The sequence below is a fragment of the Streptomyces sp. NBC_00259 genome (assembly GCF_036181745.1).
Taxonomy (GTDB): Bacteria; Actinomycetota; Actinomycetes; order Streptomycetales; family Streptomycetaceae; genus Streptomyces; species Streptomyces pratisoli.
Genome location: NZ_CP108080.1, coordinates 7,721,344 through 7,743,609, shown reverse-complemented (window position 1 = coordinate 7,743,609; position 22,266 = coordinate 7,721,344). Strand labels below are relative to the sequence as shown.

The following is a 22,266-nucleotide window of genomic DNA, read 5'->3' as shown; positions in this document are numbered from 1 at the left end:
CCGACCGTGACGCCGTCATCATGCCGGGTCCGCTTCTTCCGCCCGCTCGGCCCTTTCCGGGCGGTGGGGCAGCAGGGCCACCGTCAGGGCGGGTACGGCGGCGAGGACCAGCCAGGGTACGGCGGCCGGGAGGCCCAGGTCGAGCAGCGACCCGATGGCTGAGCTGCCGATGAGGACGATCAGGCCGGAGACCGAGGACAGCGCGCCGGTGTACAGGCCGATGCGGCCGTCATCGGCGAGGTCGGGCACCCAGGCGCGGGCGGCCGGGACGACCAGCATCTGCCCCAGAGTGAGCAGCACGACGTAACCGGCGGCGGGCAGGAGCCCGGTGATGCCCGTCCAGTCGGCAGGGCGCGCGGCAGCGACGACCGCCGAACCGGCCGCGACGAGCAGCAGCCCCGTAGCCATGGAACGGCGAAGATCGAGCCGGTCGCCCGCCCAGCGAGTGACCGGGAGTTGGGCGAAGACGACCAGCAGGGACGACAGCGCGAACAGCCAAGGCAGGGGCGCCTGGGAGCCCGCCGCGCGCTGCACCTCGTCCGGCAGGATCAGGTAGAGCTGGTTGTAGGCGAGCAGGTAGCTGCCGTATGCGCAGCACAGGGCGAGGCAGCGGCGGTTGCGCAGCAGCCCGCGGACCCCGCCCCGCTGCCTGGTGCGGATCCGGCCGGGGATGTGCTGCGGCAACAGCCACGCGTGCCCGGCCAGCACGAGGACGAAGACCGCTGCCCCGGCGAGGCAGGCGGTGCGGAAGTCCACGGCGAGCAGCAGGCCGCCGAGCAGCGGGCCGACGAACGCGCCGGCCTGGCCCGCTGCGGAGAACAGGGCCAGGACGCGGGTCCTGGCGCCGTGGCCTTCTTGCTCCCAGACCACTGCTTGCCGGGCCACTTCGGACTCCACCGCCGGGGAGAACAGCGCTGCGGCGAAGCCGATGGCCAGCACCGCGCCGATCACCGCCCACGTCTGCTCCGCATATCCCAGCCAGGCGAACCCGGCGATCCGCAGCGCGCAGCCGGCCAGGACGACCGGGCGTACCCCGTAGCGGTCCGCGAGCCAGCCGCCGACGACGAAGAGGCCCTGCTGGCTGAAGGTGCGCAGGCCGAGGACGAACCCGACCAGCCAGCCCGCCATACCGATCGCGGTGCCGAGGTGCTCGGCGAGGAACGGCAGGACGGCGTAGAAGCCGATGTTGAAGGCGAGCTGCGTCAGGATCAGCAGCCGCAGCAGCGGTGACAGGTACTTCCAGGTCCGCTCGCGTGGGGACTTCGGTGTCCGCGATTTCGTCGTGTCGACGGGTCGGCGGGTCAGGACACGGGAAAGGAGGCCCGTCATCGGGTTTCTGCCCGGGAGATCGGTGAGGCAGGGGCGGGGTACAGGCGTGTGTCCGCGCCCGCCGACTCCGGCGTAGGCGGGACTTGCTCGGCGGGTGCACCGGGGCGAGCCCCGGACCGCTTCCGCAGCCGGGGCAGACGCATGCCGCCCGCCGTCACGGCGAGCGCGCCGAGCAGGGCGAGGACGGCGGCCGGGGCGAGGACTGCCCAGGGGGCACGCTCGGCGGTCGGCTGGTTCTCGGCGAGGAGCAGACCCCACTCGGGGGAGGGCGGCTGGGCAGCCAGGCCCAGGAAGCCGAGGGCGGCCAGGGACAGGGCGTTGCCGGGCAGTCGGACCAGGGCGTGACGGACAACCGGTGACACGACGGCCGGCAGCAGTTCGTGGGTCAGCAGGTACCACTCTCCGGCCCCCAGAGCGCGGGTGGCGGTCAGGTGGGTAGTGGCGCGTTCTTGCCGGAGGATGGCAGATGTGTGAGTGGCCAACGGGGACCAGGCGACGACGGCCACCGCGATCGTAGGGGTCCACGGTCCGCTGCCGGCGGCACCGGTGACGAGGAGGCCCGCCAGGACAGGCGGTACGGCGTTGACTGTGTCCACCACCGGGCCGGAGAACCGTGGTACCAGGCCCAACAGCACCCCCATGACCAGGGCGGCGGCGCTCACCGCGAGGGCAATGCCGAGGGTGCTCAGTGCGCCGTGGGCGACGCGGGCCAGGAGGTCACGGCCGAGGGCGTCGGTGCCGAACGGGTGCGACCAGGAAGGGGCCTGGAGGCGGGCGCCGGTGTTCAGCGCGAGCGGGTCGCGTGGCAGGCCGTAGCCGATGACGGCCAGAAGCAGCGCCCCGTACAGCAAGGGCAGGATGCCGCGCGCGCGGGGGACGGGCGGCTTCAGGGCGTGCAGGGCGCCGTCGCGCAGGGCCGGCCCGATCAGCACGTGGGCAGCGACCCGCGCCAGGGCGCCCGCGGCTGCCGCGAGCAGGACGAGGGCAAGTGTGCCGGTTTGGAGCACGGGCAGGTCCTGTGCGAGGGCGGCGCGCAGGATGAGTCGGCCGAGGCCGGGGATGTCGAAGATCTGCTCCACAGCGACGGCTCCGCCGGTCAAGCCGACCGTGAACAAGCCCAGGCTGGGCAGCAGCCCGGGCACGCAGCCCCGCAGCACCTTGCGGGCCACGGAGTTGGGCTGCAGGCCGCGGGCGGCGGCGGCCATCGCCCACGGCTCGGCGAACGCGGCAGGCAAGAGGTCGTCCAGCATTCGCCCAAGAACCGCGCCGGAGGGCAGGCCAAGGGCGAGGGAAGGCAGGATCATCCACTGCGGCCCGTACCAGCCGAGGGCGGGCAGCCAGCCCAGTTGTACGCCGATGACCGAGGCCAGCATGGAGGCGACCAGGAACTCGGGAAGCGCGGCCAGAACCCCTGATGCCGCGCCGCCCGGCACCTGTCCGCCGAGCCGACGCCGCGAGCCCAGCCACAGAGTGCGGGCGCAGACGGCCACGGCCGTGCATACCGCCACGGTGAGGGCCCCGGCCATCAGCAGCAGAGAGACTCCGAGGGCCTGCGCGGTGGACGGCAGCACCTCGCTGCCGGAGACCCAGGACCGGCCCGCATCCCCGTGCAGAAGCCCGCCGAGCCAGCCACCGAGCAGCCGCAGCGGACCGTCTTCCAGGCCGAGTTCGCGTCGTACGGCCCGCAGTGCCCCAGGAGTTGGATCGCGCTCCGCTGACCGTGCCTTGAGCACGGTCAGCGCGGGGTCGGTGCGCGACAGCCATGGCAGTAGGCCGATCCCGCACACCAGGGCGGCGGTGAGCGCGGCTCGCCACAAGATCGTGAGGCCACCGCCCCGCGCGAGAGCGAGCAGGGCGGAGCGGACGCCGGGACGGCCGGACATGCGGCTCAGCGCCGGGTTCCTGTTCCGATGATCTTCCGCTCGTACGGGTCGAGCAGCGCGCCCTTCACCGACGTACCTATGCCGGTGACGACCTTCAGGTGGGCGAGGGGGATCACCGCGTCGGTACGGAGGATCGCCGCCTCTGCCTTCATGGCGGCGTCCTGCCGCTTGGCGCTGCCGGAGAGGGCCTGGGCCTCGGCGGCGGCCTTGTCGACGTTCTTGTCGCACAGCAGCGACAGGTTGTACGTGCCGTCACAGGTGAAGTCGCTGGTAAGGATGGAGACGGGATCGCCGGTGTCGAGCATCATGTTGCGGGCTGCGACGGCGGCGTCGAACTTCCCGGCCAGCAGGTCGCCTTCCAGGCGTGCGTAGTCGCGCACCTCCAGTTTCACCCCGAACCCGGCCTTCTGAAGCTGCTGTTGCAGCACCTGCGCCACCTCGGCCAGCTCGGGACGGCTGCTGTAGGTGGCGATGGTGATGCTCTCGCCGTCGGGATCGGTGGCCGTCGCCCGACCGGTCGCCTCGACGTGCTTGCCGGCCGCCCAGGTCAGGGCGCGGCCGTAGATGCCCTGGCCGGGTTCGGCGTACCCCTCGTACACGTCCTTGGCGATGACGGACGTGTCGATCGCCTTGTGTGCGGCGGCCCGGAGGCCGCCGTCGGTGAACACGCCGGACTTGGTGTTGAGGTGCAGGCTGACGTTACGGGGCGTGTTCGTCTCGTGGACGGTGTCCTTGTCCATGGAGGCGATTTGCGCGACGGGGATCGCCTCGGCGATGTCCGTCTGGCCGGTGCGCAGGGCATTGGCACGAGCGGTGCCGTCAGCGATGAACCTCGCGTCGACGCCGGAGGCTTGGGCGCGGCCGCCCCAGTAGTCGTGGAAGCGGTCCAGGGTGGCTGCCGTATCGCCGGTGATCTTGGTGAGTTCGAAGGGGCCTGTGGCGGTGCCCACTGGGTTCACGGCGCCCTTCTTCCCGTACGCCTTCGGGGAGAACACCGCCAGGCTCGGGTTCGACAGACGCAGCGGCAGCACCGGGTCGGCCTCGCCGGTGCCGACCCGGACCTGGTCCTCGCCCACCGCCTGGGCGGTCACCTTCACGCCTGACAGAGCGGCGGGCGCCGGCTCGGCCGCGGCGGCGTGGGTGAGAGCGGAGGCGACGGCCTTCGCGGTGACCTCGGTGTCGTCCTGGAACTTGGCTCGCCGCAGCGTGAACAGCCAACTCTTGCCGTCCTTCTCGCTGTTCCATGACTCGGCGAGCGCGGGGACCGCAGTGCCGTCGGCGTCCAGTTGGGTCAGCCCCTCGGCAACACCCAGCCGGGACAGGTGGAGGGCGTCGCCGCCGTACGGGGAGAAGTTCTGTGTCGGCGTGAAGGCCAGCGCCACACGCAGGCGTCCGCCCTCGGCCGGGCCTGACGAATCCGAGGACAGCGAGGCGCCGCCGGAGGCGAAGCAGCCGGAGAGCAGCGGGGTGAGCAGCAGGCCGGCCACCAGCCGACGACAGGAAGTTCTCGTTCGCGTTCTTGTCTTTCGGGTGTGTCGATCAAGGGATCATCTACCAGAGTAAGTGATTACCGTTTCCATTTAGCTGGCAGTCAAGCCGTCGGGATCTCGAAGTGGACGATCCCGGTACCCCCGCCGAGCACCCCGTCACGCTCGTCGCACACCACCTTCCCCAGCGACCGCCACAGGTCCATCGCGCCGGGCGAGTCCGGATACGCGTGCAGGTAGACCGACCGGTAGCCGCCGTCGGCCTGCGCGAATTCCAGCAGTTCGGCCACCAGCCGCCGGGCCAGCCCGCGCCGTCGGTGCTCGGTCCGTACGTACACCCGCCGCAGCTGCGCGGTCTCGCCCGACGGGTAACGCTCCGCCAGCCAGCGGGGGTTCGGTGGATGGGCAGGACCACGCGCGTCCAGCGCGGCCGTTGCAGCCACCGCCCCGTCCCGCTCATCTATCGCCACCAGCAGCGTGTGCCGGGGCGGGGCCAGGTAGAAGCACTCCGGATCGATGATGTCGCCGTGCCAGCGGGGCACATACCCGGTACCGAAGTCCCGGTAGACGGTGTCGAGCATCACGGCCCGAGCCCCGTCGATGTCGTCTGTGGTCGCGGCTCTGATGCGATAAGTGGGCATCTGCAAATCCCATCAGGTAAGCCCATCGGTGTGGCTGGAGCTGCCCTGCGTACGGAAGGGTCTTCCACGCGGAGGCAGGTCCGGCGCCCGATGAACTTGGGTGGTCGTGGTTGCAGTGGCTCGCCTCGTCGCGGCCCCCACCAGCTCGGCGACGCGGCCCAGCTGCCTGGTCACACGTGGCATCGCGGTGACGACAGGGCTGGGCCATGATGTGATGGGAGTCGGCCGTCAGCCCGCCGTCAGCTCCGTCAGCGGCAGTGTGTGCTGAGTGCGGACCACCTTGGTACGGAGGTAGTGGACGTTGTGGGCCGTGGTGAAGACGCCCGTGGGAACGTGCTGGGTCACGGTAAGGCCCAGGGTGCGCAGCTGGGCCGCCTTGTCCGGGTTGTTGGACAGCAGGTCCAGCTCAGAGATGCCGAGAGCGGCGAGCATCTGCGCCGCGGCGGTTTAGTCGCGGGCGTCCTCGGGGAGGCCGAGGGCCGTGTTGGCCTCGTACGTGTCGAGGCCCTGGTCCTGGAGGGCGTAGGCGTCGAGCTTGTTGTAGAGGCCGATGCCGCGGCCCTCCTGGCGGAGGTAGAGCAGAATGCCACCGCGGGCGGCGATGCGCTCGACCGCCTCGCGCAGCTGAGGACCGCAGTCGCAGCGGGCCGAGCCGAGGACGTCGCTGGTCAGGCACTCGGAGTGCAGGCGCACCAGCGGGGGCCGGTCGGCGGGAGGTTCGCCGAGAATGACGGCCACGTGTTCCTGGCCGTCGGCGAGGTGGTGGAAGGTGGCGAGGTCGGCGGTCACCGCATAGCCATCGCCGAAGCGGAGCGGGACCGTCACGCGGGTGCGCACCGCGGCTGCCGACAAGCCGGTCGGATGGCTGCTGTCGCTGGGTGCGGTGGCGTTGCGTGAGTCGGGCATGTCGGTCTGCTTCTCCGCGGTGGCGGTTGCGAGTGTTCGTCGCGCGATGGGCCGACGCCGTTGCCGGGGCGGCCCACGCGCTCGGTCGAGTCGTCAGGGAACGAGAATGAGGCGGATCGGATCGCCGATCTTGTTCTCCAGGCGGTGGAGCGCCTCGGGGGCGTCAGGCAGGGAGATGTGGTCGGTGATGGATGGGGCCAGGTCGAGACGGCCGCTGCCGGCCAGCCGGATCAGCTCGTAGACGTGGTCGAACGAGGATCCGTAGTGTCCGTACACCTTCTTGTTCTTCAGGTTGAAGGTCATCTTCTCCGAGATCTTCAGCGGCTCCATGGTGATACCCACCAGGACGAGCGAACCGTGGTCACCGAGGAGGGGCGACGCCTGCTCCCGGACCCGGGGAACGCCCGCGAAGTCGAAGGCGTAGTCCAGGCCCAGGCCGTCGGTGGCCCGCAGCACGGCTTCGGCGAAACCAGGATCGGTCGGGTCGAGCGCGATATCGGCGCCGAACGCGAGGGCTCGCGCACGCGCATTGGGCAGCGGGTCGACGGCGATGATCGGCGTCGCACCCATCATGCGGGCCAGCCGGACAGCGTGGGCGCCCACCCCGCCGACTCCCCAGATGCCCACGGCCTGGGCGGAACGCACCTGCACGGTCTCGACCAGGGCCGCGTACGAGGTGGAGACGGCGTCCGGGATGATCGCCGCCTGGTCGAAGGGAAGTGTGTCGGGGATGGGGACGACGGTGTCCTCACGGGCGATCGTGTACTGGGACCAGCCACCGTCGTAGTCGACGCCTCGGCCGCGGAACGACGTGCACGTGCCGCCCCTGACGCAGGTGGCACACTCGCGGCAGGGCTGCCCCGCCTGAAGGGCGACGCGTGTGCCGACGGTCAGGTCCCGCTTGAGGCCGGGTCCCAGGGAATGGATGACACCGGAGATCTCGTGCCCGAGGGTGAGCACATTGGAGTTCAGGTGCAGCGGAGAGATGCTTCCGTCGATGAGGTGGAGGTCGGAGAGGCACACGCCCGCCGCCTTCACCTCGATCAGTACTTCACCCGGTCCGGGTACGGGTACGGGAATCTCCTCCATGACGAACTTCTTCGTGTCCAGGTGGACGCGTCCTGCCAGCATGGTGTCCATCGTTGTGCGCTTTCTCGAGTGGTGGTTGCGGATTCGGAGGGCTGTGGCAGTCCGTGGGACCACAGAGGTGTGAGGGACGCTGCGAAGGGTCGAGAGACGAGGGCGCAGCCGGTGAGAAGCCGGGCCACGATCGCCCCCGGCCGGCTGGTGCGGGGTCGGCCGAACGGCATGCCGGTCCGTCCGGCCGACCCCGTCGGTGCCCCCTATCGCCGACATCGCCGTTCGGCGGCTATGGAGCAGCCTCTGCAACCCAGTTCTGCGCGAGGACAGCTCGCTGGAACAGAGCATGTGCACGGGCCGTCTGACGGAATGTGAGGTTCTGCAGAGCCAGCTCGAGCCCTCTGTCGGCATCGGCCCCCACGGTGAGCCAGAACTCGGCCGCGTGGTCGGCGTACGCCTCCGGGTGGCGCACCACCAGATCGTCGTAACCCGTCACAGCGCGCTCGCGCCACTGTTGCGCCTCGTGGACGCGGCCGCCTGCGTGCAGCGCGGCCGCGAGGTGACTGGCGTACTCGGGGTCGTCGCTGGTCCGGGTGAGGGGACGCAGGAGGGCGACCGCGGCCGGAGGGCTTCCGCGCAGCAGCTCGACCTCGGCAAGGTGGCCCAGTGCCGGCGCGTAGTCGGGCACACGGCGCCGGGCGGCCTCGTAGCATGCGCGGGCCGCATCGAGGTCGCCCTCGCGGTGCCACATCACACCGCGTCGGAAGTCCAGCTGGGCGAGTGGGAACGGCGAGGTCCCCCGATAGTGGCGCCTCGCGTCGCCGAACAGATCCTCTGCCTCGGTGACCTCCCCGCGCTCGGCCTGAAGTACGGCGAGCGCGCCGAGCGTCGTGAAGTCGCTCTGCCGGTCAGCGCCTTTGCGGATCAGGGCCATGGCATCCGCGTAGTAGCCGAGGGCCTGCAAGACGACGGCGCGTTCGGCGTCCAGTGCGGCTTCGTCGGCGCCGCTCCGGCCCGCTTCGCCGAGGTCGGCAACGGCCTCGGCGAAGCGGTGCAGGGTCGCCCGCGTCCTGGCGCGGGCGAGCAGGGCCGTGCCGTCCTCGGGTGCAACGTGCACGAGCCGCTCAGCGAGTTCCGCGGCCCGCTCGTAGTCGGCAACGCGGCCCAGAATGTGGCCTCGGAGGTTGAGAAGGTCGATCAGACTCGCCCCTTGCGCCACCGCCGATGGAGCCGCCGGCCTCTCCCCGGTACCCGCACGGCTGAGCCGTACGGCCAGGCCGTCGATCTGCCCGTGCAGATTCGCTACGGCGATGGTGCCACTCGTCGTCACCGGCTCGCACTCCTGGAGAGACGCCCCGGTCATGCCGCTGCCTCCCCGGGAGGGGCCAGCGCGGCCAGGCGGGCCCCCAGGTCCGGCGGGGTCGGGTTGGGAGCGTTCAGGTAGGGGAAGCTGCGGGTGGCCAGCTGCGTCGGGTGGTCGACGCCGTCCCTGATGCGCTCGCCGTCGATGCCGCCCACCAGCAGCGTGAAGAGGGTGTCCACGATGTCGTCGTTGAACGACCGGCCACCGCAGGTCGTGTGCGGGCGGCCAGCGAGCAGGGCCGTCTCGATCTCGAAACAGCCGTCCTCGGAATAGGGCTTGGACAGGTCGACGACGAGGAAGTCCGCCATCAGCAGCTCGGTCAACGGGTGAGCACCCTGCTCGTCCAGCGGCCAAGCGGTCTTGCCGTCCAGGCCGTCGTAGAAGGCCAGGTTGGCATTGAGCCGTGCGCGGTAGGTGCCCGCATAGTCCGGCCGCATGCTGAAGGCGTCCTCCTCGTTGAAGAGGTCGCGGATCTCCAGATCGCTGTTGACGGTGTCGAACTTCTTGGGCGACATGACGACGTTCTTGATCTCCGGCCGGCCCATGCGCTCCAGCCGGTACGGGCGCCCGCCGGAAGTCACCGTTTCGCCGACGACCGCCACCAGCGAGCCGGCGGCCGGACCGAGCACCGCGGCGTCGACTTCAAGCACGATGCTCAGCACGTTCAGGCCCTCCAGAACGTTGCTGGCATCAGACCTGAAGCCCAGCTTCCCCGTCGCCTCGGTGACCATCACGCCCACGAAGTCGATGAAGAACGGGTCGAGCCGCGATCCGGCGAAGATCTTCAGTCCCTCGGCCTCGGTGGGCACCTCGTTGCCGACCTGGAAGGCGACCTTCCGGCCGTCGGGCGCCTGGCACGTGCCCACCTGCACGAGGGTGTCCGTGCCGTCGACCTTCTGGGGGGCGTCGAAGGTGAAGTCGAAGACGTACTCGTCCGCGCCGACATTGAATGCCGCAGCGGCACCCTCGCTCACGGATGTGATCGGCCGGACGCGGAAACGGTGAGTGATCGCGTCGGAGAACAGGGCCGTGGGGGCCGAGGCCGGGAGCACGTTGAGGACGAGCACCAGCTTCCCCGGCCGCTCCGGACTCGGGAAGGCGTACACGTCGCAGATGTCGGACGCAGGGTCGGCGATGGCACGCGGCCCGGAGAAGTGGTCAGCCATGAGAAACGCTCCTTGTCGTGTTGATCGTGAGAGATGTCAGGTGTCCAGGTCGGCGATCCAGCGCAGCGCCGACAGTCCGGGCATGAAGCAGTACTCGCCACCCCGGTTGACGACGAACGGCGGCAGTCCCTTGAAGCGGCGGCGGATCGGCTGGCGCGGGACCGTGAAGCCGCCGTCGTCGTTCACGCCGATCAGCGGGTCCTTCTCCGCGGGTGCCCCGATGAACTTGCCGTCGTTCACCCACTGCCGCTGGACGAACTCGAACTGCCGGTCCAGATGCGCTCCGACAAAGGCGAACATGATGCCGCGGTCGGTGCCGTCGTCCTCCAGCACTCCCTTGGCCAGCGGCGGGCCATAGGTCGTACCGCGCCGGATCATGCGGTGCAGACGCACCTCACCGGTGACGACCGCGTCCCGCGGGTTCATCCGCCGGGCGTGTGCGCCCACCGGGCACTTGAGGCCCTCCGGGTCGTCGCCGTACATGAACGCGTTGTTGCGCTCGGGATCGGCACCGAGTTCCGGGTCGTCCTTGTCCGGCGTCAGCGTCAACGGGGCACCACTGGGCCAGCGACCGACGAACTTGGCCGCCAGCAGCTCCTCGTCGGCGGGGTCCTTGGCACGGTCGCGGAGATACTGACGGAAGTCGGCGACTCGCGTGTGCAGCTTGCGGAAGGCCACGTACGTTCCGTTGCGCCCAAGCACCGCGGGCTGCGGAACGGGTGCGATGCCGTGGGTCTCGTCCTTGTATCCGAGAACGAACTCGCCTGCCCTGAGAGGCTCTTCGTACGGATTGGTGCCGGGGATCCCCGTGCCCTCGATCGCCGGCTGACCGATGCCGTCCCGGAAACCGAACGGCTCCTTCTCGTCCGGTCCGACGTGCACCTCCTGCTGCCAGATGGCAACGACGCCGGGCAGATCGCGCAGGGCGTCGCGGGCCAGGAGGAGGACCGTCTCCAGGCGGGCTGCATCCGGGGCGAGTCCGGCCAGGATGAGGTGCACGTCGTTTGAACCGAGCGGGCCCTCCCAGTTCTCCGGCGCGCTTTCTCCAACGTCCCCGATGTACTCCGCCCGCGCGGCCATGCCCTCCCGGAATTCCTCCGGGAAGGTGGCCAGCGACTCCTCGGGCACCCCCAAGGCCTTCAGGCCCTGGAAGCTGAGTGCCACGGCGAGCGAGACCTGACGCTCGAGGTCGAACGAGGCCACCGAGTCGAGGACAGGGGTGAGCCGCCGCAGAAGCTCGCGCCCCTGCCGCCGGTCGTCGATGCGCAGGGCGAGGTAGAAGCCCGCGTAGGGCGTCGGCCGTGGCTGGAGAGCAGCGGCCTGGATGTCGCCGAGCTCTAGGGCGCTGCCCTGATCGATGCTCATGATGCCTTCCAGAACTGTCTTGCGTGGACGGAGTCGTCACGTGGGTTGTGGAGGGGGTGGGGGCCGGAGGGGGCGGGATGGTGCCCCCTCCGGGGTGTGTGGTGGGTCAGCTGGCGGCCTGGGCGAGCAGCGGCTGGAGGGCCGGGTGCTGGAGGGCCTCCTCGGCGGCGGGGTCGTCCAGGACCTCCTGGAAGGCGGCGTTGATCCGGTCGGCCTTGGTGATCTCCGACATCGTCAGGAAGCTGACCGGGTTCCAGTAGGCGGCGGCCTTCTGCTGCCCGTCCTGCAGGATCTGCCTCATGCCGGCCATGTTGGCGAGGATGTGCTCCTCGAAGCCCTCGCGCGTCTTGTCGCCCGTGAGCGACTCGAGGCCGCCGGACTCCTCGATCCACGGGGCGATCTTGGTTTCCCACTCGGTGGTGTGCTGCATCCAGTCCACGAAGTGCTCGAAGCCGACGGTCAGGAACGCGTCGTCGATGTAGGGGGCCCACTCGGTCTCGAAGGTGGTGGCCCACAGCAGTTCCGTGCCGTTGTTGAAGAGCACGTGGCGGGTGTCCCGCAGACCGGTCTTGATGGTGGCGGCCATGGGGGCCTGCTTCAGGGCTTCGACCATCCGCTGGCAGGCCGCCGCCACCTCCTGCTCGTGCCCCGGCTTGACGTGGAAGTAGGTGGCCATCTCGGAGACGACTCCGTCGGTGTTGCCCTTGCCCGCCTTCGTCGTGGTCGTAGCGGTCATGGTTTCCTCCATTAGAGACCTCATGCGCGAATGCGACGGCATTAGCGATATCTGTAGATAGTCGCGATATCTAGCTATTCGCGAACCCTTGTGTGAGACAGATTGACTCACAGAGAGCCTATGAGTCAACTTGTCTCAAAGTGACCTGCGTCACACCGGTTCAGTTCGAAGGTGCGCATGATCGGATCGGTGACACCCGCCCGCGACGGACTGCGAGCCGATCGGTTGGTGCCGACAGGCCGGCCGGCCGCTACTGAAGCGTGGGGGAACCCGAGGTGACAGGACCCTCGCAGCCCTGCACGGATGCGAAGGACTGCCACCTCGATGAGCCCCGGCCGAACGGCGGACATTCAGCCACGCCGGGGATTCAACGACGCTAGGACCAGCCCCGCATGGCGGCATCCACAACGGCGTCCACGGTGTCACGCCCCAGGCGGTTCCCGGCGAGAAAGCGCTCGAAGAACAGGGGCCCCGCGGTGGCCATGGCAAAGGTTTCGGGGGTGACGTCGGGCCGGAGCTGGCCGCGCTTCACGGCCTCGGCAACAGCGGGACGCAGGGCATCGGCGATCTGGTTCAGCAGCGAATCGCGGAGGCGACGCATGCCTTCGTCATGCCGTGAGCCGCCGAGGACCGCAGCGAGGACGGCGCCTGCTCGCTCGTCGTCCCATCGCTCGGCAAGCACGCCCAGACGGTGAACGAGCTCGGCTCGCGGATCGTTGCCCGAAGCGACCCGAAGCTCCTCAGGCATTGGAGGCAGAGGCGGCATGCCGGCTTCCAGCGCGGCCAGCCGCAGGTCGAGAAGGCCGGGCCAGTGCCGATAGACGGTGGCCCTGCCAACGCCGGCCCGGGCGGCAACCGCTTGATGCGTCACGGCCTCCAGCCCGCCTTCCGTGAGCAACGCGGTGGCCGCCGAGACCATGGCCTCACGACTGCGCAACAGACGCGGATCGGTTCTGTCTTCCACCTCTCCGTTTCCCTTCTGTGAGACGATACGGCTTGCAGTTTACTATGAGACATCACGTCTCATAGGGAAAGAGAGGTAAGGCGCAGCGAATCTGCACGACTCTCCCGGGGCTGCCCCGTCAAAGGCGCCCTGCCACCTCCGTCGTTGCTTCCGCGTGCACGGCAGATGGTCGCAGCAGGTGACTGCAACACGGCCCGCGCCCTTTCAGACAGACCCGGCCATCGGTCACATGTGAACGACGGGTGCAACGTTCTCGTCCTGCTGGGGCACACCGCGGCGGTAGAGCAGGGCGGTCACGCCCAGGCCGATGACGAAGATGGCCGCCGACCACCAGTAAGCGGTGGAGTAGCCCTCCAGGCCGGCCTGGGCCAGGACGCCGGGGTCCTTGGGGTTGCGGTCTGAGAGGTAGTCGGTCACTGCTTCGGAGGCCATCGTGCTGAGCAGGGCGACGCCGATGGATCCGCCGACCTGTTGGACGGTGTTGACGGCGGCGGACGCGGATCCGGCGTCGGCCGCGGCCACGCCGGAGGTGGCCAGGCTTATCGCGGGCGCGATGACCGTGCCCAGCCCTACGCCGACCAGCACCAGCTGCGGCAGTACCTGCGTCATGTATCCGCTGTTCAGGTCCAGCGTGGTCATCCATACCAGGCCGGCGGCCGCAATGGCCATGCCCAGTGGTACCACCGGCTTGGGTCCTATGCGGGGCACCAGGACGTTGTTGGCCACGGCGGAGGCAGACGACGATGCCACGATCATGGGCAGGAAGGCGAAGCCGGTCTTCAGGGCGCTGTAACCGAGGCCCTGCTGCAGGTAGTAGGTCAGGAACAGGAACACGCCGAACATGCCCGCGCCAGTGACGAAGAGGGCGGCGAAGGAGGCGCCGCGGTTACGGTCCAGCAGGACCCGCAAGGGCAGCAGCGGATATGCCGCCCTGCTCTGCCGCCAGACGAAGAGGGCCACCAGTACGGCACCGGCCGCCAGCATGCCCCAGGTCGCCACCGAACCCCAGCCTTGCGTCTCGGCGTTCGAGAAACCGTAGACCAGGCAGAACAGGCCGGCGGAGACCAACATGGTGCCGGGGACGTCGAGCTTCGAGGATGCGTCCCGCGGGGTGCGGTGCAGCAGGGCTGCGCCACCGACGAATGCCACCACCGCGAACGCCACGTTGACGTACATGGTCCAGCGCCAGTCCAGGTACTGGGTCAGCACCCCGCCGAGGATCAGGCCGATGGCTCCACCCGCGCCTGCGACCGAGCCTGCGACGGTGAAAGCCTTCGCCCGCTCGCGAGGATCGGTGAAGGTGGTCATCAGGAGCGACAGCGCGGACGGGGCCAGCAGGGCAGCGAACAGGCCCTGGATCGCGCGCGCGGTGACGAGCATGCCAAATCCGTTCGCCGCGCCTCCCAGTATGGAAGCGGCCGCGAACCCGGTCAGACCCACCAGGAAGGTCACCTTCCGCCCGACCAGGTCTGCGACCCGGCCGCCGAGTAGCAACAGGCTGCCGAAGGCCAGCGCGTAGGCGGTGACCACCCACTGCCGGTCGGCGTCCGAGAAGCCCAGGTCGCGCTGGGCGGACGGCAGGGCGATGTTCACGATCGTGCCGTCGAGGACGCCCATCAGTTGGGCGAGGGAAATGACCACCAGGATCCACCAGCGGCGCTGGTGTGACGGTTCGACGGGCGAATTCTCAGGTGCGGTCTCAGCGCCGCGAGCGGCGGCGATGACGTTCTGGGACATGGGGACAGCCCTCCAGACAGCGGACGGGGGTATGACGGAAAGAGAAAAGGAAAGAACGGGCGGAGAGATCAGGTACGACTGTGGGACGGCGTAGCCGCCTCGGTGAACGGGGCGCGCGGCTGGTCCAGTTCGATGAAGCCGGCGGTTTCCCGATTCAGCAGGGAGGCCAGATCCAGCCCACGAACACGGGCATCTCGCGGATCAGCGTCGGCAGACGGCTGCCGCGCCCAGGTCCTTGTGCCGCAACTCCTTCAGCGGCCTGCCGCACAGAGCCGCGACCACGTTGTCGGCGAGCACCGAGGCCTGACGTACGGCGCGCTGCTCGTTGGGCTGGCACTACGCGCCCTCTCCGGCGGCCAGGTCGGGACCTGGGCGCGTTGTCGCCCGCGACTCACCCGTGGTCGAGGCCCCACTCCTGGAGGGTGGGCAGGGTGTCGACGTGCTCACGTGGGTTGTGGAGGGGGTGGGGGCCGGAGGGGGCGGGATGGTGCCCCCTCCGGGGTGTGTGGTGGGTCAGCTGGCGGCCTGGGCGAGCAGCGGCTGGAGGGCCGGGTGCTGGAGGGCCTCCTCGGCGGCGGGGTCGTCCAGGACCTCCTGGAAGGCGGCGTTGATCCGGTCGGCCTTGGTGATCTCCGACATCGTCAGGAAGCTGACCGGGTTCCAGTAGGCGGCGGCCTTCTGCTGCCCGTCCTGCAGGATCTGCCTCATGCCGGCCATGTTGGCGAGGATGTGCTCCTCGAAGCCCTCGCGCGTCTTGTCGCCCGTGAGCGACTCGAGGCCGCCGGACTCCTCGATCCACGGGGCGATCTTGGTTTCCCACTCGGTGGTGTGCTGCATCCAGTCCACGAAGTGCTCGAAGCCGACGGTCAGGAACGCGTCGTCGATGTAGGGGGCCCACTCGGTCTCGAAGGTGGTGGCCCACAGCAGTTCCGTGCCGTTGTTGAAGAGCACGTGGCGGGTGTCCCGCAGACCGGTCTTGATGGTGGCGGCCATGGGGGCCTGCTTCAGGGCTTCGACCATCCGCTGGCAGGCCGCCGCCACCTCCTGCTCGTGCCCCGGCTTGACGTGGAAGTAGGTGGCCATCTCGGAGACGACTCCGTCGGTGTTGCCCTTGCCCGCCTTCGTCGTGGTCGTAGCGGTCATGGTTTCCTCCATTAGAGACCTCATGCGCGAATGCGACGGCATTAGCGATATCTGTGGATAGTCGCGATATCTAGCCTTTCGCGAACCCTTGTGTGAGACAGATTGACTCACAGAGAGCCTATGAGTCAACTTGTCTCAAAGTGACCTGCGTCACACCGGCCCCTTCAGTCGCATGCGGTCACAGAAGCAGGCAGCCCTGGCATCCCCAGCCAGATCGGCGCGTCGACCGGGGATGCCATCAGCAGGGCGGACCGACACCGCACGACCGCCGGTCCGCCGCAAACCACGCCTCGACTACTCGACAGGCTCGCACACCCAGGTCGCGACCAGATTCAGCCAGCTGCACCTCGACTCCGCGAACCCCGAGTTGGACATTTCCGGACATACTCTGATATCACTGTACTTCCATACAGCGTATGGAACGCAGAAGGAGTGCCGCCAGAAGGCGGCCTCTGTTTCGACTGGTGGCCGCCGGCTGTGCCCTGACAAGGGTGAACCTCGCCGATAACGGCTTAGACATAGATGGCGCACCGCACCAATTGCATGATCAATCGCTGGGTTTGCGGACAACGCCAACACGAAGGAGATATCCATGAGGAAGCTCACGAAGCGCATTTCTCTCGCTGCCGCCTCCGCCGCGGTCGCGAGTGGAGCCGTACTCGGCGCCGGGGGCACCGCCTCGGCCGCGGTTCCTGAGTCTGCGCACGTGCAGCGCCCGACCGTCGGCGTCAAGACCGACGACCACCGCGGGGACCGTGTTGCCTACCGGCACGACTCCGAGGTGGACTACCGCTGGGACGGGTATAACACCCGACACCACAGCGACTGTTACGCGAACTCGGACCAGTACGACCGTCGCGGTCACTTCAACTACTGGGATGACGAGGACTGCGGCTGGAAGCACGACAGGTCCGACCGCGACTGGGAGCGGAACGACCGCGACTCGAACCGGTCCGACCGCGACTGGGAGCGGAACGACCGCGACTCGAACCGGTCCGACCGCGACTGGGAGCGGAACGACCGCGACTCGAACCGGTCCGACCGGGGCCGCGACAACCGGTGAGACAGGCGCCGTTGGCACGGGTGGCCTCAGACCGTGCACGTCGCCGGTGATACCCGTTGGCGGTAGGGAGGCGGCGAGCTGATTTAAGGATCAGCGACTCCTGACCGTGTCCGGGGCGGCAGGCAGGAGGGGCTCAACGGCACCCTCCTGCCTGCCTTCGTCGTAACCTCCGCGATTTTGCCGGTGCCGTTCGACGCCAGATCTGGACAACCCCCGGCATCTGCTGCTGGTGGCCGTGCAGGGCGGCGAGGTGGTGGCCACGACCGGCGTGCGATCGGCCGGTCCGCTCGTCCACTGCACCCGCGCCGGCTCGCCCAGCGCTACCCGCCGGGCTCGACCGCGCAGATCGTCCGTATCTGCGTCAAAGCGAGCACCGGCGGCACGGTCTGGCTCGGGCCCTGGTGCGCAGGGCATGCGACTTCGCCACCACCCCGGGCTACGACAGCCTCTATCTGCACACCAATGCCATGCGGAGGGAGCCGAAGCTTTCTGGCGGAGCCATGGCCAAGGAGGTCATCGATGCCCGGACGACCGGTGAGCACGGTCCCGGTTTCCGCACGGTGCACTTCGAGGTCCCGATGCCTCAGCGACACAACGCCTTCATTGGAAATGGAACCCATTTTCATGTAGCGTCTGCGTCGCCGCCCAGAGAGGACCCGAACCATGGCTGTACCCAAGCGGAAGATGTCCCGCAGCAACACCCGTCACCGCCGCGCTCAGTGGAAGGCGATCACGCCGCAGCTCGTGCCGATCACGGTCGACGGCGTCGCCTATCTGGTGCCGCAGCGACTGGCCAAGGCGTACGAGCGCGGTCTGCTGCGCCCTGAAGGCTGACGGGCATGGCCGAACGACTGCCCGTCACCGTCCTGTCCGGCTTCCTCGGAGCGGGCAAGACCACTCTGCTCAACCACGTTCTGAGCAACCGCGAAGGTCTGCGCGTCGCGGTCATCGTCAATGACATGAGCGAGATCAACATCGACGCCGCACTGGTGCGCGGCGGCGAGGCCGCCCTGTCGCGGACCGAGGAACACCTGGTCGAGATGACCAACGGGTGCATCTGCTGCACCCTGCGCGACGACCTGCTCAAGGAGGTCGACCGCCTCGCCCGCGAGGACCGCTTCGACTACCTCCTCATCGAGTCCAGCGGCATCTCCGAACCGATGCCCGTCGCAGCGACCTTCACCTTCCCACGCGAAGACGGTGCCACCCTCGGCGACCTGGCCCGCCTCGACGCCATGGTCACGGTCGTCGACGCCGCCAACTTCCTGCCGGAACTGGAAAGCGGGGACGGGCTCGTCGAGCGGGGACTCGAGCAGTACGAGGACGACGAACGCACCGTCAGCGACCTGCTGATGGACCAGATCGAGTTCGCCGATGTCATCGTGCTCAACAAGCTCGACCTTGTCGATGCGGAGGCCGCCGACCGGCTCCGGGCGGCTCTCACTCGTCTCAACCCGGCGGCCAGGATCGTGGCTGCCACCCGCGGGCGGGTGGGCCTCGGCGATGTGCTCGGCACCGGCCTCTTCGATCTGGAGCGTGCGCAGCAGGCCCCGGGCTGGGTCATGGAACTCAACGGCGACCACGTCCCGGAGACCGAGGAGTACGGCATCTCCAGCATGGTCTTCCGCTCCGAGGTGCCGTTCCACCCGGGCCGCCTGTGGACGTTCGTCACCGAGGAACTCGACAGCGGAACCTTCGGACAGATGCTGCGCTCCAAGGGCTTCTTCCGGCTGGCGAGCCGTCCCCACGTGACGGGACTGTGGTCGCAGGCCGGCTCCGTAGCCCGTTTCGAACCCTCGGGCATCCGGGACGCGGACAGCGACGCCCAGAGCCAGGAACTGGTCTTCATCGGCACCGGCCTGCGCACCGAGGCACTCCAGGCCGCCCTCACCGACTGCCTCATGGAGGAAAGCGAGAGCCTCCCGGCCGTCGATCCGTTTCCCGCGTGGGACACCTACGGCATCGACGACGCATGCGAGCACGAGCACGTGTCCGAGCAGGGGTACGGGCACGGTCGCGGCCACGAGCACGCCGAGCTCGTACCGCGGATGTAAAGCCTCCGGGTTGGGCAGTGGTCGCAGCCACGGCACTGCCCAACCCGGTACGGGGGTAGTAGAGGCTGCCATGCCGGTTCGACCGTGTGCCGACGATCGCGGGATCGACCAACCTCTGGGAGCAGCGGATCCCACGGCTATCGTGACGCCTCTCCCAGACAACCGCGAGCCGACGTGAACGAACCCGACGGGTTGCTGAAGATCCGTGCCGATCCACCATGCCTGCGAGGTCGTCCTCGGCATGGGCATGCGCGCCGAACTGGACGGCACCCGGCTACTGGTCGGCAACCCCGCACTGCTCGGCCACAAAGGCGTCGCTCTGACCGACGAGGCCCAGGGATGGACCGAACGGCTCCGACGGGGCGGCGAGACCTTCATCTGTCTCGCCCACGACGAAGACCTCATCGGCTTGCTCGGGGTCTCCGCGCCGTACGCTCCGAGGCCGGGACCGTCATCCAGCAGCTGTGAGATCTCGGCGTCTCCCGCCTGGTGCTGCTCACCGGCGACGCACCCGAGGCCGCACAGGTAGTCGCCGACACCCTCGGCATCACGGAAGTCCACGCCCAACTCCAACTGATCCGCGACCTGCAGGGCGAAGGGCACACCGTCGCCATGGTCGGCGACGGCACCTATGACGCCCCCGCCCTCGTCCTCGCCCCCGACTCCGCCCTCGGCCTCGCCCTCGCCTCGCCGGCAACGACCTGCGCCAGGTCGCCGCCTTCCTCGAACTCAACCGGCACACACTGCGCGTCGTGCGGCAAACTACGGCCTGGCGATCGGCGTCAACCTCGCCGGTCTGCTCGCCAGCGCGGGCGGATCCATGAATCCCGTCCTCGCGGCCCTGCTCCACAACACGAGCAGCATCGCGGTCGTCGGAACTCGGCCCGACTGGTCAACCACCATCTGCCCCGCACGACAGAGGAGCTGAGGGCGGCTCCTCTGGAAGACCGTCGGGTGCATTGACGCACGCCGCACGGAAGAGCCCAGCGTGACGGCCGCATTGGGGCGTCCACAGGGCGGTTTCCGGCACGCTGCCGGCCGTGACTCCGCCGAGTCACGGCCGACAGCGCATCGATTGCGAGGATCACCAGGAGGACTTGGTGACTCCGGGGAGGAAGCCGGCGTGGGCCTGCTCGCGCATACGGACGCGGGACAGCCCGAATCGCCGCAGGTGCCCCCGGGGCCGGCCGTCGACACTGTCCCGGTTGCGTACCCGGGTCGCGCTGGCATCGCGTGGCTGCCGCCGGAGCTCCGCCAGGGCAGCGGCCCGCTCCGCCTCCGGGGTGTCCGGGCGGCGGATGGTCTCCTTCAGTTCGGCCCGCCGGGCCGCGTACCGCTCGACGATCGCCTTGCGTTTCTCGTTCTTCGCGATCTTGCTCTGCTTGGCCATCAGACCTTCACCCTCCGGGCGCGGATGCGGGCCACGGCCGCCTCGATACCGATGCTGTCGATCGTCTTGATCGCCTTGGCGCTGAGCGTCAGGCGTACATGCCTGCCCTCGCTCGGCAGCCAGTACCGCCTGCGCTGGATGTTGGGGTCGAAGCGCCGGGACGTACGCCGGTGCGAATGGGAGATGTTGTTGCCGAAGCCCGGCTGGGCGCCGGTCAGTTGGCAGTGGGCGGACAAGGTGTTACCTGCCTCTCTTCAGACGGCTTCTTCTTGGTAATGGAAACCATTGTCATATACTAGCGCCCATGGCCCGCAACGAAGTACGCCCGATCATCAAGCTCCGCTCCACCGCGGGGACCGGCTACACCTACGTCACCCGCAAGAACCGGCGAAACGATCCCGACCGCATGGTCCTGCGCAAGTTCGACCCGATCGCACGCAAGCACGTCGACTTCCGCGAAGAACGCTGACCCCACCACCCTGTCCCTGACCCGGCCCAGAAGGACACCGTCATGAAACCCGGAATCCACCCCCCGTACGGCCCTGTCGTCTTCCGCGACAAGGCCGCCGGCTCCGCCTTCCTCACCCGCTCCACCATGACCAGCGACAAGAACATCGAGTGGGAGGACGGCAACACCTACCCCGTGGTCGACGTCGAGATCTCGAACGTGAGCCACCCCTTCTACACCGGCACCGCCCGCGTCCTGGACACTGCCGGCCGCGTCGAGCGATTCGAGCGCCGTTACGGCCGCGGCGGGGCGAACTGATGCAGAACAGGCCCCGACTGCCCGTCGTGATCGTCGGCGGGCTCCATTCCGATGCCCGCAAGGAAGTAGTCGACCGTCTCCTGCGCACCGTTCCCGGCAGCGTCGCCCTTCACCATGATCTGGCCACGGCGGCCGAAGGCACCCTGCGGCGCCTGGTGCGCGACTCCTCGGGCGAGTTGTCGTACGGCGATGCCCCGCTCGTCAACGACTGCGCCTGCTGCGCGCTGCGCGAAGACCTGGTCCCCGAGTTGGAGCGCCTGGCCGCCGACGGTCTGGCCCGACTCGCGATCGTCGAACTGTGGGACTCCGTCGAGCCCAAGGCGATGGCCGAGGTCGTCGTCGCGCACGGCGGCGACGCCCTCGAACTCACCAACGTCATGACCGCCGTTGACGTCTCGCTCGTCCTGCCCTACCTCGCCAACGGCGACGACCTGGCCGAAGCCGGTCTCGCCGCCGCGGCCACCGACCAGCGCACGGTCGGCGACACCTGGGCCCGACAGCTGGAGTACGCGCCCGTGCTTGTTCTCGTCGACAGCGAGGACGCCGGCGACGAGGACCACGCCCTCCTTGCCCAACTCCACCCCACTGCCCGCCGGGTGCCCGCCGGGTCCGGTGAACTCGCCGAACTGGCCTTCGCCGGCTTCGACGTGGAAGCGGCAGCCGCCGCCCAGCACCCGGCCTGCGCCCTGCTGCCCCAGGACGCGGACGAAGCGGGAGTCGCCACCCTCGTCTGGCACCGACGCCGCCCCTTCCACCCCGAACGCCTCTACCAGGCACTGGAAGACCTCTGCTGCAGCGCCGCCCGCAGCCGCGGCCGGTTCTGGCTCGCCGACCGCCCCGACACACTCCTCGCCTGGGACGCCGCAGGCGGCGCGCTGTGCGTGGAGAACGCCGGCCCGTGGCTGGCCTCCCTGCCCGACGCCGCATGGGACATGGTGCCCCCGATCCGCCGGGCCGCTGCCGCCCTGGACTGGCACCCCGAGCACGGCGACTGCTGCCAGCACCTCGTCTTCACCTCCCCCGGCCTCGACCGCGACGGCCTGACACAGCTCCTCGAGTCCTGCCTGCTCACCGACGACGAGTACGCCGCCGGCCCCGAAGCGTGGAAGCACCTGCCGGCCGCGTTCGACACCCTCCTCGCCCCCGTCTCATAACCCCCGGCACCAGACACCCGTCCGAAGTCCGCACCGAAA

At 69.1% G+C, this 22,266-nt stretch carries 22 protein-coding genes and 1 pseudogene; 8 read left to right on the top strand and 15 right to left on the bottom strand.

Translation table 11 applies throughout. The annotated features are described in order from the left end of the window. Window positions 1-18 precede the first annotated feature (18 nt). From OG766_RS34745 to OG766_RS34685, 13 genes and pseudogenes are all read right to left on the bottom strand, one after another. Window positions 19-1,329, bottom strand: coding sequence for an MDR family MFS transporter (locus OG766_RS34745; RefSeq protein WP_266389097.1), 1,311 nt, complete (start codon window positions 1,327-1,329; stop codon window positions 19-21). Further along, a complete protein-coding gene (locus OG766_RS34740; RefSeq protein ID WP_328727167.1) occupies window positions 1,326-3,212 on the bottom strand; it encodes an ABC transporter permease subunit in 1,887 nt (628 codons plus the stop codon). The genes OG766_RS34745 and OG766_RS34740 overlap by 4 nt, the downstream gene beginning before the upstream one ends. 5 nt (window positions 3,213-3,217) lie before the next feature. After that, the gene (locus OG766_RS34735; RefSeq protein ID WP_328727166.1) at window positions 3,218-4,699 is read right to left on the bottom strand and encodes an ABC transporter substrate-binding protein; all 1,482 of its coding nucleotides are present in this window, start codon (window positions 4,697-4,699) and stop codon (window positions 3,218-3,220) included. Window positions 4,700-4,803: 104 nt separating this feature from the next. Continuing rightward, the gene (locus tag OG766_RS34730; protein ID WP_328727165.1) at window positions 4,804-5,340 is read right to left on the bottom strand and encodes a GNAT family N-acetyltransferase; all 537 of its coding nucleotides are present in this window, start codon (window positions 5,338-5,340) and stop codon (window positions 4,804-4,806) included. Window positions 5,341-5,568: 228 nt separating this feature from the next. Continuing rightward, window positions 5,569-6,246: pseudogene (locus OG766_RS34725) on the bottom strand (GTP cyclohydrolase II). A 93-nt stretch (window positions 6,247-6,339) separates the two neighbouring features. Continuing rightward, window positions 6,340-7,386, bottom strand: a complete 1,047-nt coding sequence (locus OG766_RS34720; RefSeq protein WP_328727164.1) for a zinc-binding dehydrogenase — start codon at window positions 7,384-7,386, stop codon at window positions 6,340-6,342. A 229-nt stretch (window positions 7,387-7,615) separates the two neighbouring features. Continuing rightward, window positions 7,616-8,689, bottom strand: coding sequence for a tetratricopeptide repeat protein (locus OG766_RS34715; RefSeq protein ID WP_328727163.1), 1,074 nt, complete (start codon window positions 8,687-8,689; stop codon window positions 7,616-7,618). Then, a complete protein-coding gene (locus OG766_RS34710) occupies window positions 8,686-9,855 on the bottom strand; it encodes a DUF4331 family protein (RefSeq protein ID WP_328727162.1) in 1,170 nt (389 codons plus the stop codon). Before OG766_RS34710 ends, OG766_RS34715 begins: the two co-directional genes overlap by 4 nt. A 36-nt stretch (window positions 9,856-9,891) precedes the next feature. Further along, window positions 9,892-11,220 (bottom strand): Dyp-type peroxidase, encoded by a 1,329-nt coding sequence (locus tag OG766_RS34705; RefSeq protein ID WP_328727161.1) that lies wholly within the window; start codon window positions 11,218-11,220, stop codon window positions 9,892-9,894. Between the two features lie 106 nt (window positions 11,221-11,326). Next, a complete protein-coding gene (locus tag OG766_RS34700) occupies window positions 11,327-11,956 on the bottom strand; it encodes a hypothetical protein (RefSeq protein WP_266389071.1) in 630 nt (209 codons plus the stop codon). A 376-nt stretch (window positions 11,957-12,332) separates the two neighbouring features. Further along, window positions 12,333-12,920: a TetR/AcrR family transcriptional regulator gene (locus OG766_RS34695; protein ID WP_328727160.1), complete on the bottom strand. Its 588-nt coding sequence runs from the start codon at window positions 12,918-12,920 to the stop codon at window positions 12,333-12,335. A 225-nt stretch (window positions 12,921-13,145) separates the two neighbouring features. Beyond that, a complete protein-coding gene (locus OG766_RS34690) occupies window positions 13,146-14,657 on the bottom strand; it encodes an MFS transporter (protein ID WP_266389073.1) in 1,512 nt (503 codons plus the stop codon). Window positions 14,658-15,170: 513 nt separating this feature from the next. Next, the gene (locus OG766_RS34685) at window positions 15,171-15,800 is read right to left on the bottom strand and encodes a hypothetical protein (protein WP_266389071.1); all 630 of its coding nucleotides are present in this window, start codon (window positions 15,798-15,800) and stop codon (window positions 15,171-15,173) included. Between the two features lie 592 nt (window positions 15,801-16,392). On the opposite strand from OG766_RS34685, the gene OG766_RS34680 reads away from it, so the two are divergent. From OG766_RS34680 to OG766_RS34660, 5 genes are all read left to right on the top strand, one after another. Next, a complete protein-coding gene (locus OG766_RS34680) occupies window positions 16,393-16,863 on the top strand; it encodes a hypothetical protein (RefSeq protein ID WP_328727159.1) in 471 nt (156 codons plus the stop codon). A 663-nt stretch (window positions 16,864-17,526) separates the two neighbouring features. Further along, window positions 17,527-17,697, top strand: a complete 171-nt coding sequence (rpmF, locus tag OG766_RS34675) for a 50S ribosomal protein L32 (RefSeq protein ID WP_266389065.1) — start codon at window positions 17,527-17,529, stop codon at window positions 17,695-17,697. A gap of 5 nt (window positions 17,698-17,702) precedes the next feature. Next, entirely contained in the window at window positions 17,703-18,917 is a 1,215-nt protein-coding gene (locus tag OG766_RS34670; RefSeq protein WP_266389062.1) for a GTP-binding protein, read from the top strand. Between the two features lie 205 nt (window positions 18,918-19,122). Beyond that, window positions 19,123-19,446 (top strand): hypothetical protein, encoded by a 324-nt coding sequence (locus OG766_RS34665; RefSeq protein ID WP_266389059.1) that lies wholly within the window; start codon window positions 19,123-19,125, stop codon window positions 19,444-19,446. Beyond that, a complete protein-coding gene (locus tag OG766_RS34660) occupies window positions 19,407-19,880 on the top strand; it encodes a hypothetical protein (protein ID WP_328727158.1) in 474 nt (157 codons plus the stop codon). The genes OG766_RS34665 and OG766_RS34660 overlap by 40 nt, the downstream gene beginning before the upstream one ends. Before the next feature lie 121 nt (window positions 19,881-20,001). Here OG766_RS34660 and rpsN read toward each other — a convergent pair whose 3' ends face one another. Next, window positions 20,002-20,307 (bottom strand): 30S ribosomal protein S14, encoded by a 306-nt coding sequence (gene rpsN, locus OG766_RS34655; RefSeq protein WP_266389053.1) that lies wholly within the window; start codon window positions 20,305-20,307, stop codon window positions 20,002-20,004. After that, window positions 20,307-20,543 (bottom strand): 50S ribosomal protein L28, encoded by a 237-nt coding sequence (gene rpmB / locus OG766_RS34650; RefSeq protein ID WP_266389050.1) that lies wholly within the window; start codon window positions 20,541-20,543, stop codon window positions 20,307-20,309. The genes rpsN and rpmB overlap by 1 nt, the downstream gene beginning before the upstream one ends. Before the next feature lie 68 nt (window positions 20,544-20,611). Here rpmB and rpmG point away from each other — a divergent pair, with 68 nt between their 5' ends. From rpmG to OG766_RS34635, 3 genes are read left to right on the top strand one after another with little or no spacing between them, the layout of a single operon-like run. Continuing rightward, a complete protein-coding gene (gene rpmG, locus OG766_RS34645) occupies window positions 20,612-20,776 on the top strand; it encodes a 50S ribosomal protein L33 (protein WP_134028780.1) in 165 nt (54 codons plus the stop codon). A 42-nt stretch (window positions 20,777-20,818) separates the two neighbouring features. Further along, the gene (locus tag OG766_RS34640; RefSeq protein WP_266389047.1) at window positions 20,819-21,073 is read left to right on the top strand and encodes a type B 50S ribosomal protein L31; all 255 of its coding nucleotides are present in this window, start codon (window positions 20,819-20,821) and stop codon (window positions 21,071-21,073) included. Next, window positions 21,073-22,227: a CobW family GTP-binding protein gene (locus OG766_RS34635; protein ID WP_328727157.1), complete on the top strand. Its 1,155-nt coding sequence runs from the start codon at window positions 21,073-21,075 to the stop codon at window positions 22,225-22,227. The genes OG766_RS34640 and OG766_RS34635 overlap by 1 nt, the downstream gene beginning before the upstream one ends. The last annotated feature ends 39 nt before the right edge of the window (window positions 22,228-22,266 follow it).

Bases quoted from the DNA above. Each gene is read 5' to 3' on its own strand.
- rpmF (WP_266389065.1), top strand. From the start codon at position 17,527: ATGGCTGTACCCAAGCGGAAGATGTCCCGCAGCAACACCCGTCACCGC.
- OG766_RS34680 (WP_328727159.1), top strand. From the start codon at position 16,393: ATGAGGAAGCTCACGAAGCGCATTTCTCTCGCTGCCGCCTCCGCCGCG.
- rpmG (WP_134028780.1), top strand. From the start codon at position 20,612: ATGGCCCGCAACGAAGTACGCCCGATCATCAAGCTCCGCTCCACCGCG.
- OG766_RS34720 (WP_328727164.1), bottom strand. From the start codon at position 7,386: ATGGACACCATGCTGGCAGGACGCGTCCACCTGGACACGAAGAAGTTC.
- OG766_RS34730 (WP_328727165.1), bottom strand. From the start codon at position 5,340: ATGCCCACTTATCGCATCAGAGCCGCGACCACAGACGACATCGACGGG.
- OG766_RS34705 (WP_328727161.1), bottom strand. From the start codon at position 11,220: ATGAGCATCGATCAGGGCAGCGCCCTAGAGCTCGGCGACATCCAGGCC.
- OG766_RS34670 (WP_266389062.1), top strand. From the start codon at position 17,703: ATGGCCGAACGACTGCCCGTCACCGTCCTGTCCGGCTTCCTCGGAGCG.
- OG766_RS34745 (WP_266389097.1), bottom strand. From the start codon at position 1,329: ATGACGGGCCTCCTTTCCCGTGTCCTGACCCGCCGACCCGTCGACACG.
- OG766_RS34700 (WP_266389071.1), bottom strand. From the start codon at position 11,956: ATGACCGCTACGACCACGACGAAGGCGGGCAAGGGCAACACCGACGGA.
- OG766_RS34710 (WP_328727162.1), bottom strand. From the start codon at position 9,855: ATGGCTGACCACTTCTCCGGGCCGCGTGCCATCGCCGACCCTGCGTCC.
- OG766_RS34640 (WP_266389047.1), top strand. From the start codon at position 20,819: ATGAAACCCGGAATCCACCCCCCGTACGGCCCTGTCGTCTTCCGCGAC.
- OG766_RS34740 (WP_328727167.1), bottom strand. From the start codon at position 3,212: ATGTCCGGCCGTCCCGGCGTCCGCTCCGCCCTGCTCGCTCTCGCGCGG.
- OG766_RS34685 (WP_266389071.1), bottom strand. From the start codon at position 15,800: ATGACCGCTACGACCACGACGAAGGCGGGCAAGGGCAACACCGACGGA.
- OG766_RS34690 (WP_266389073.1), bottom strand. From the start codon at position 14,657: ATGTCCCAGAACGTCATCGCCGCCGCTCGCGGCGCTGAGACCGCACCT.
- rpsN (WP_266389053.1), bottom strand. From the start codon at position 20,307: ATGGCCAAGCAGAGCAAGATCGCGAAGAACGAGAAACGCAAGGCGATC.
- OG766_RS34635 (WP_328727157.1), top strand. From the start codon at position 21,073: ATGCAGAACAGGCCCCGACTGCCCGTCGTGATCGTCGGCGGGCTCCAT.
- OG766_RS34715 (WP_328727163.1), bottom strand. From the start codon at position 8,689: ATGACCGGGGCGTCTCTCCAGGAGTGCGAGCCGGTGACGACGAGTGGC.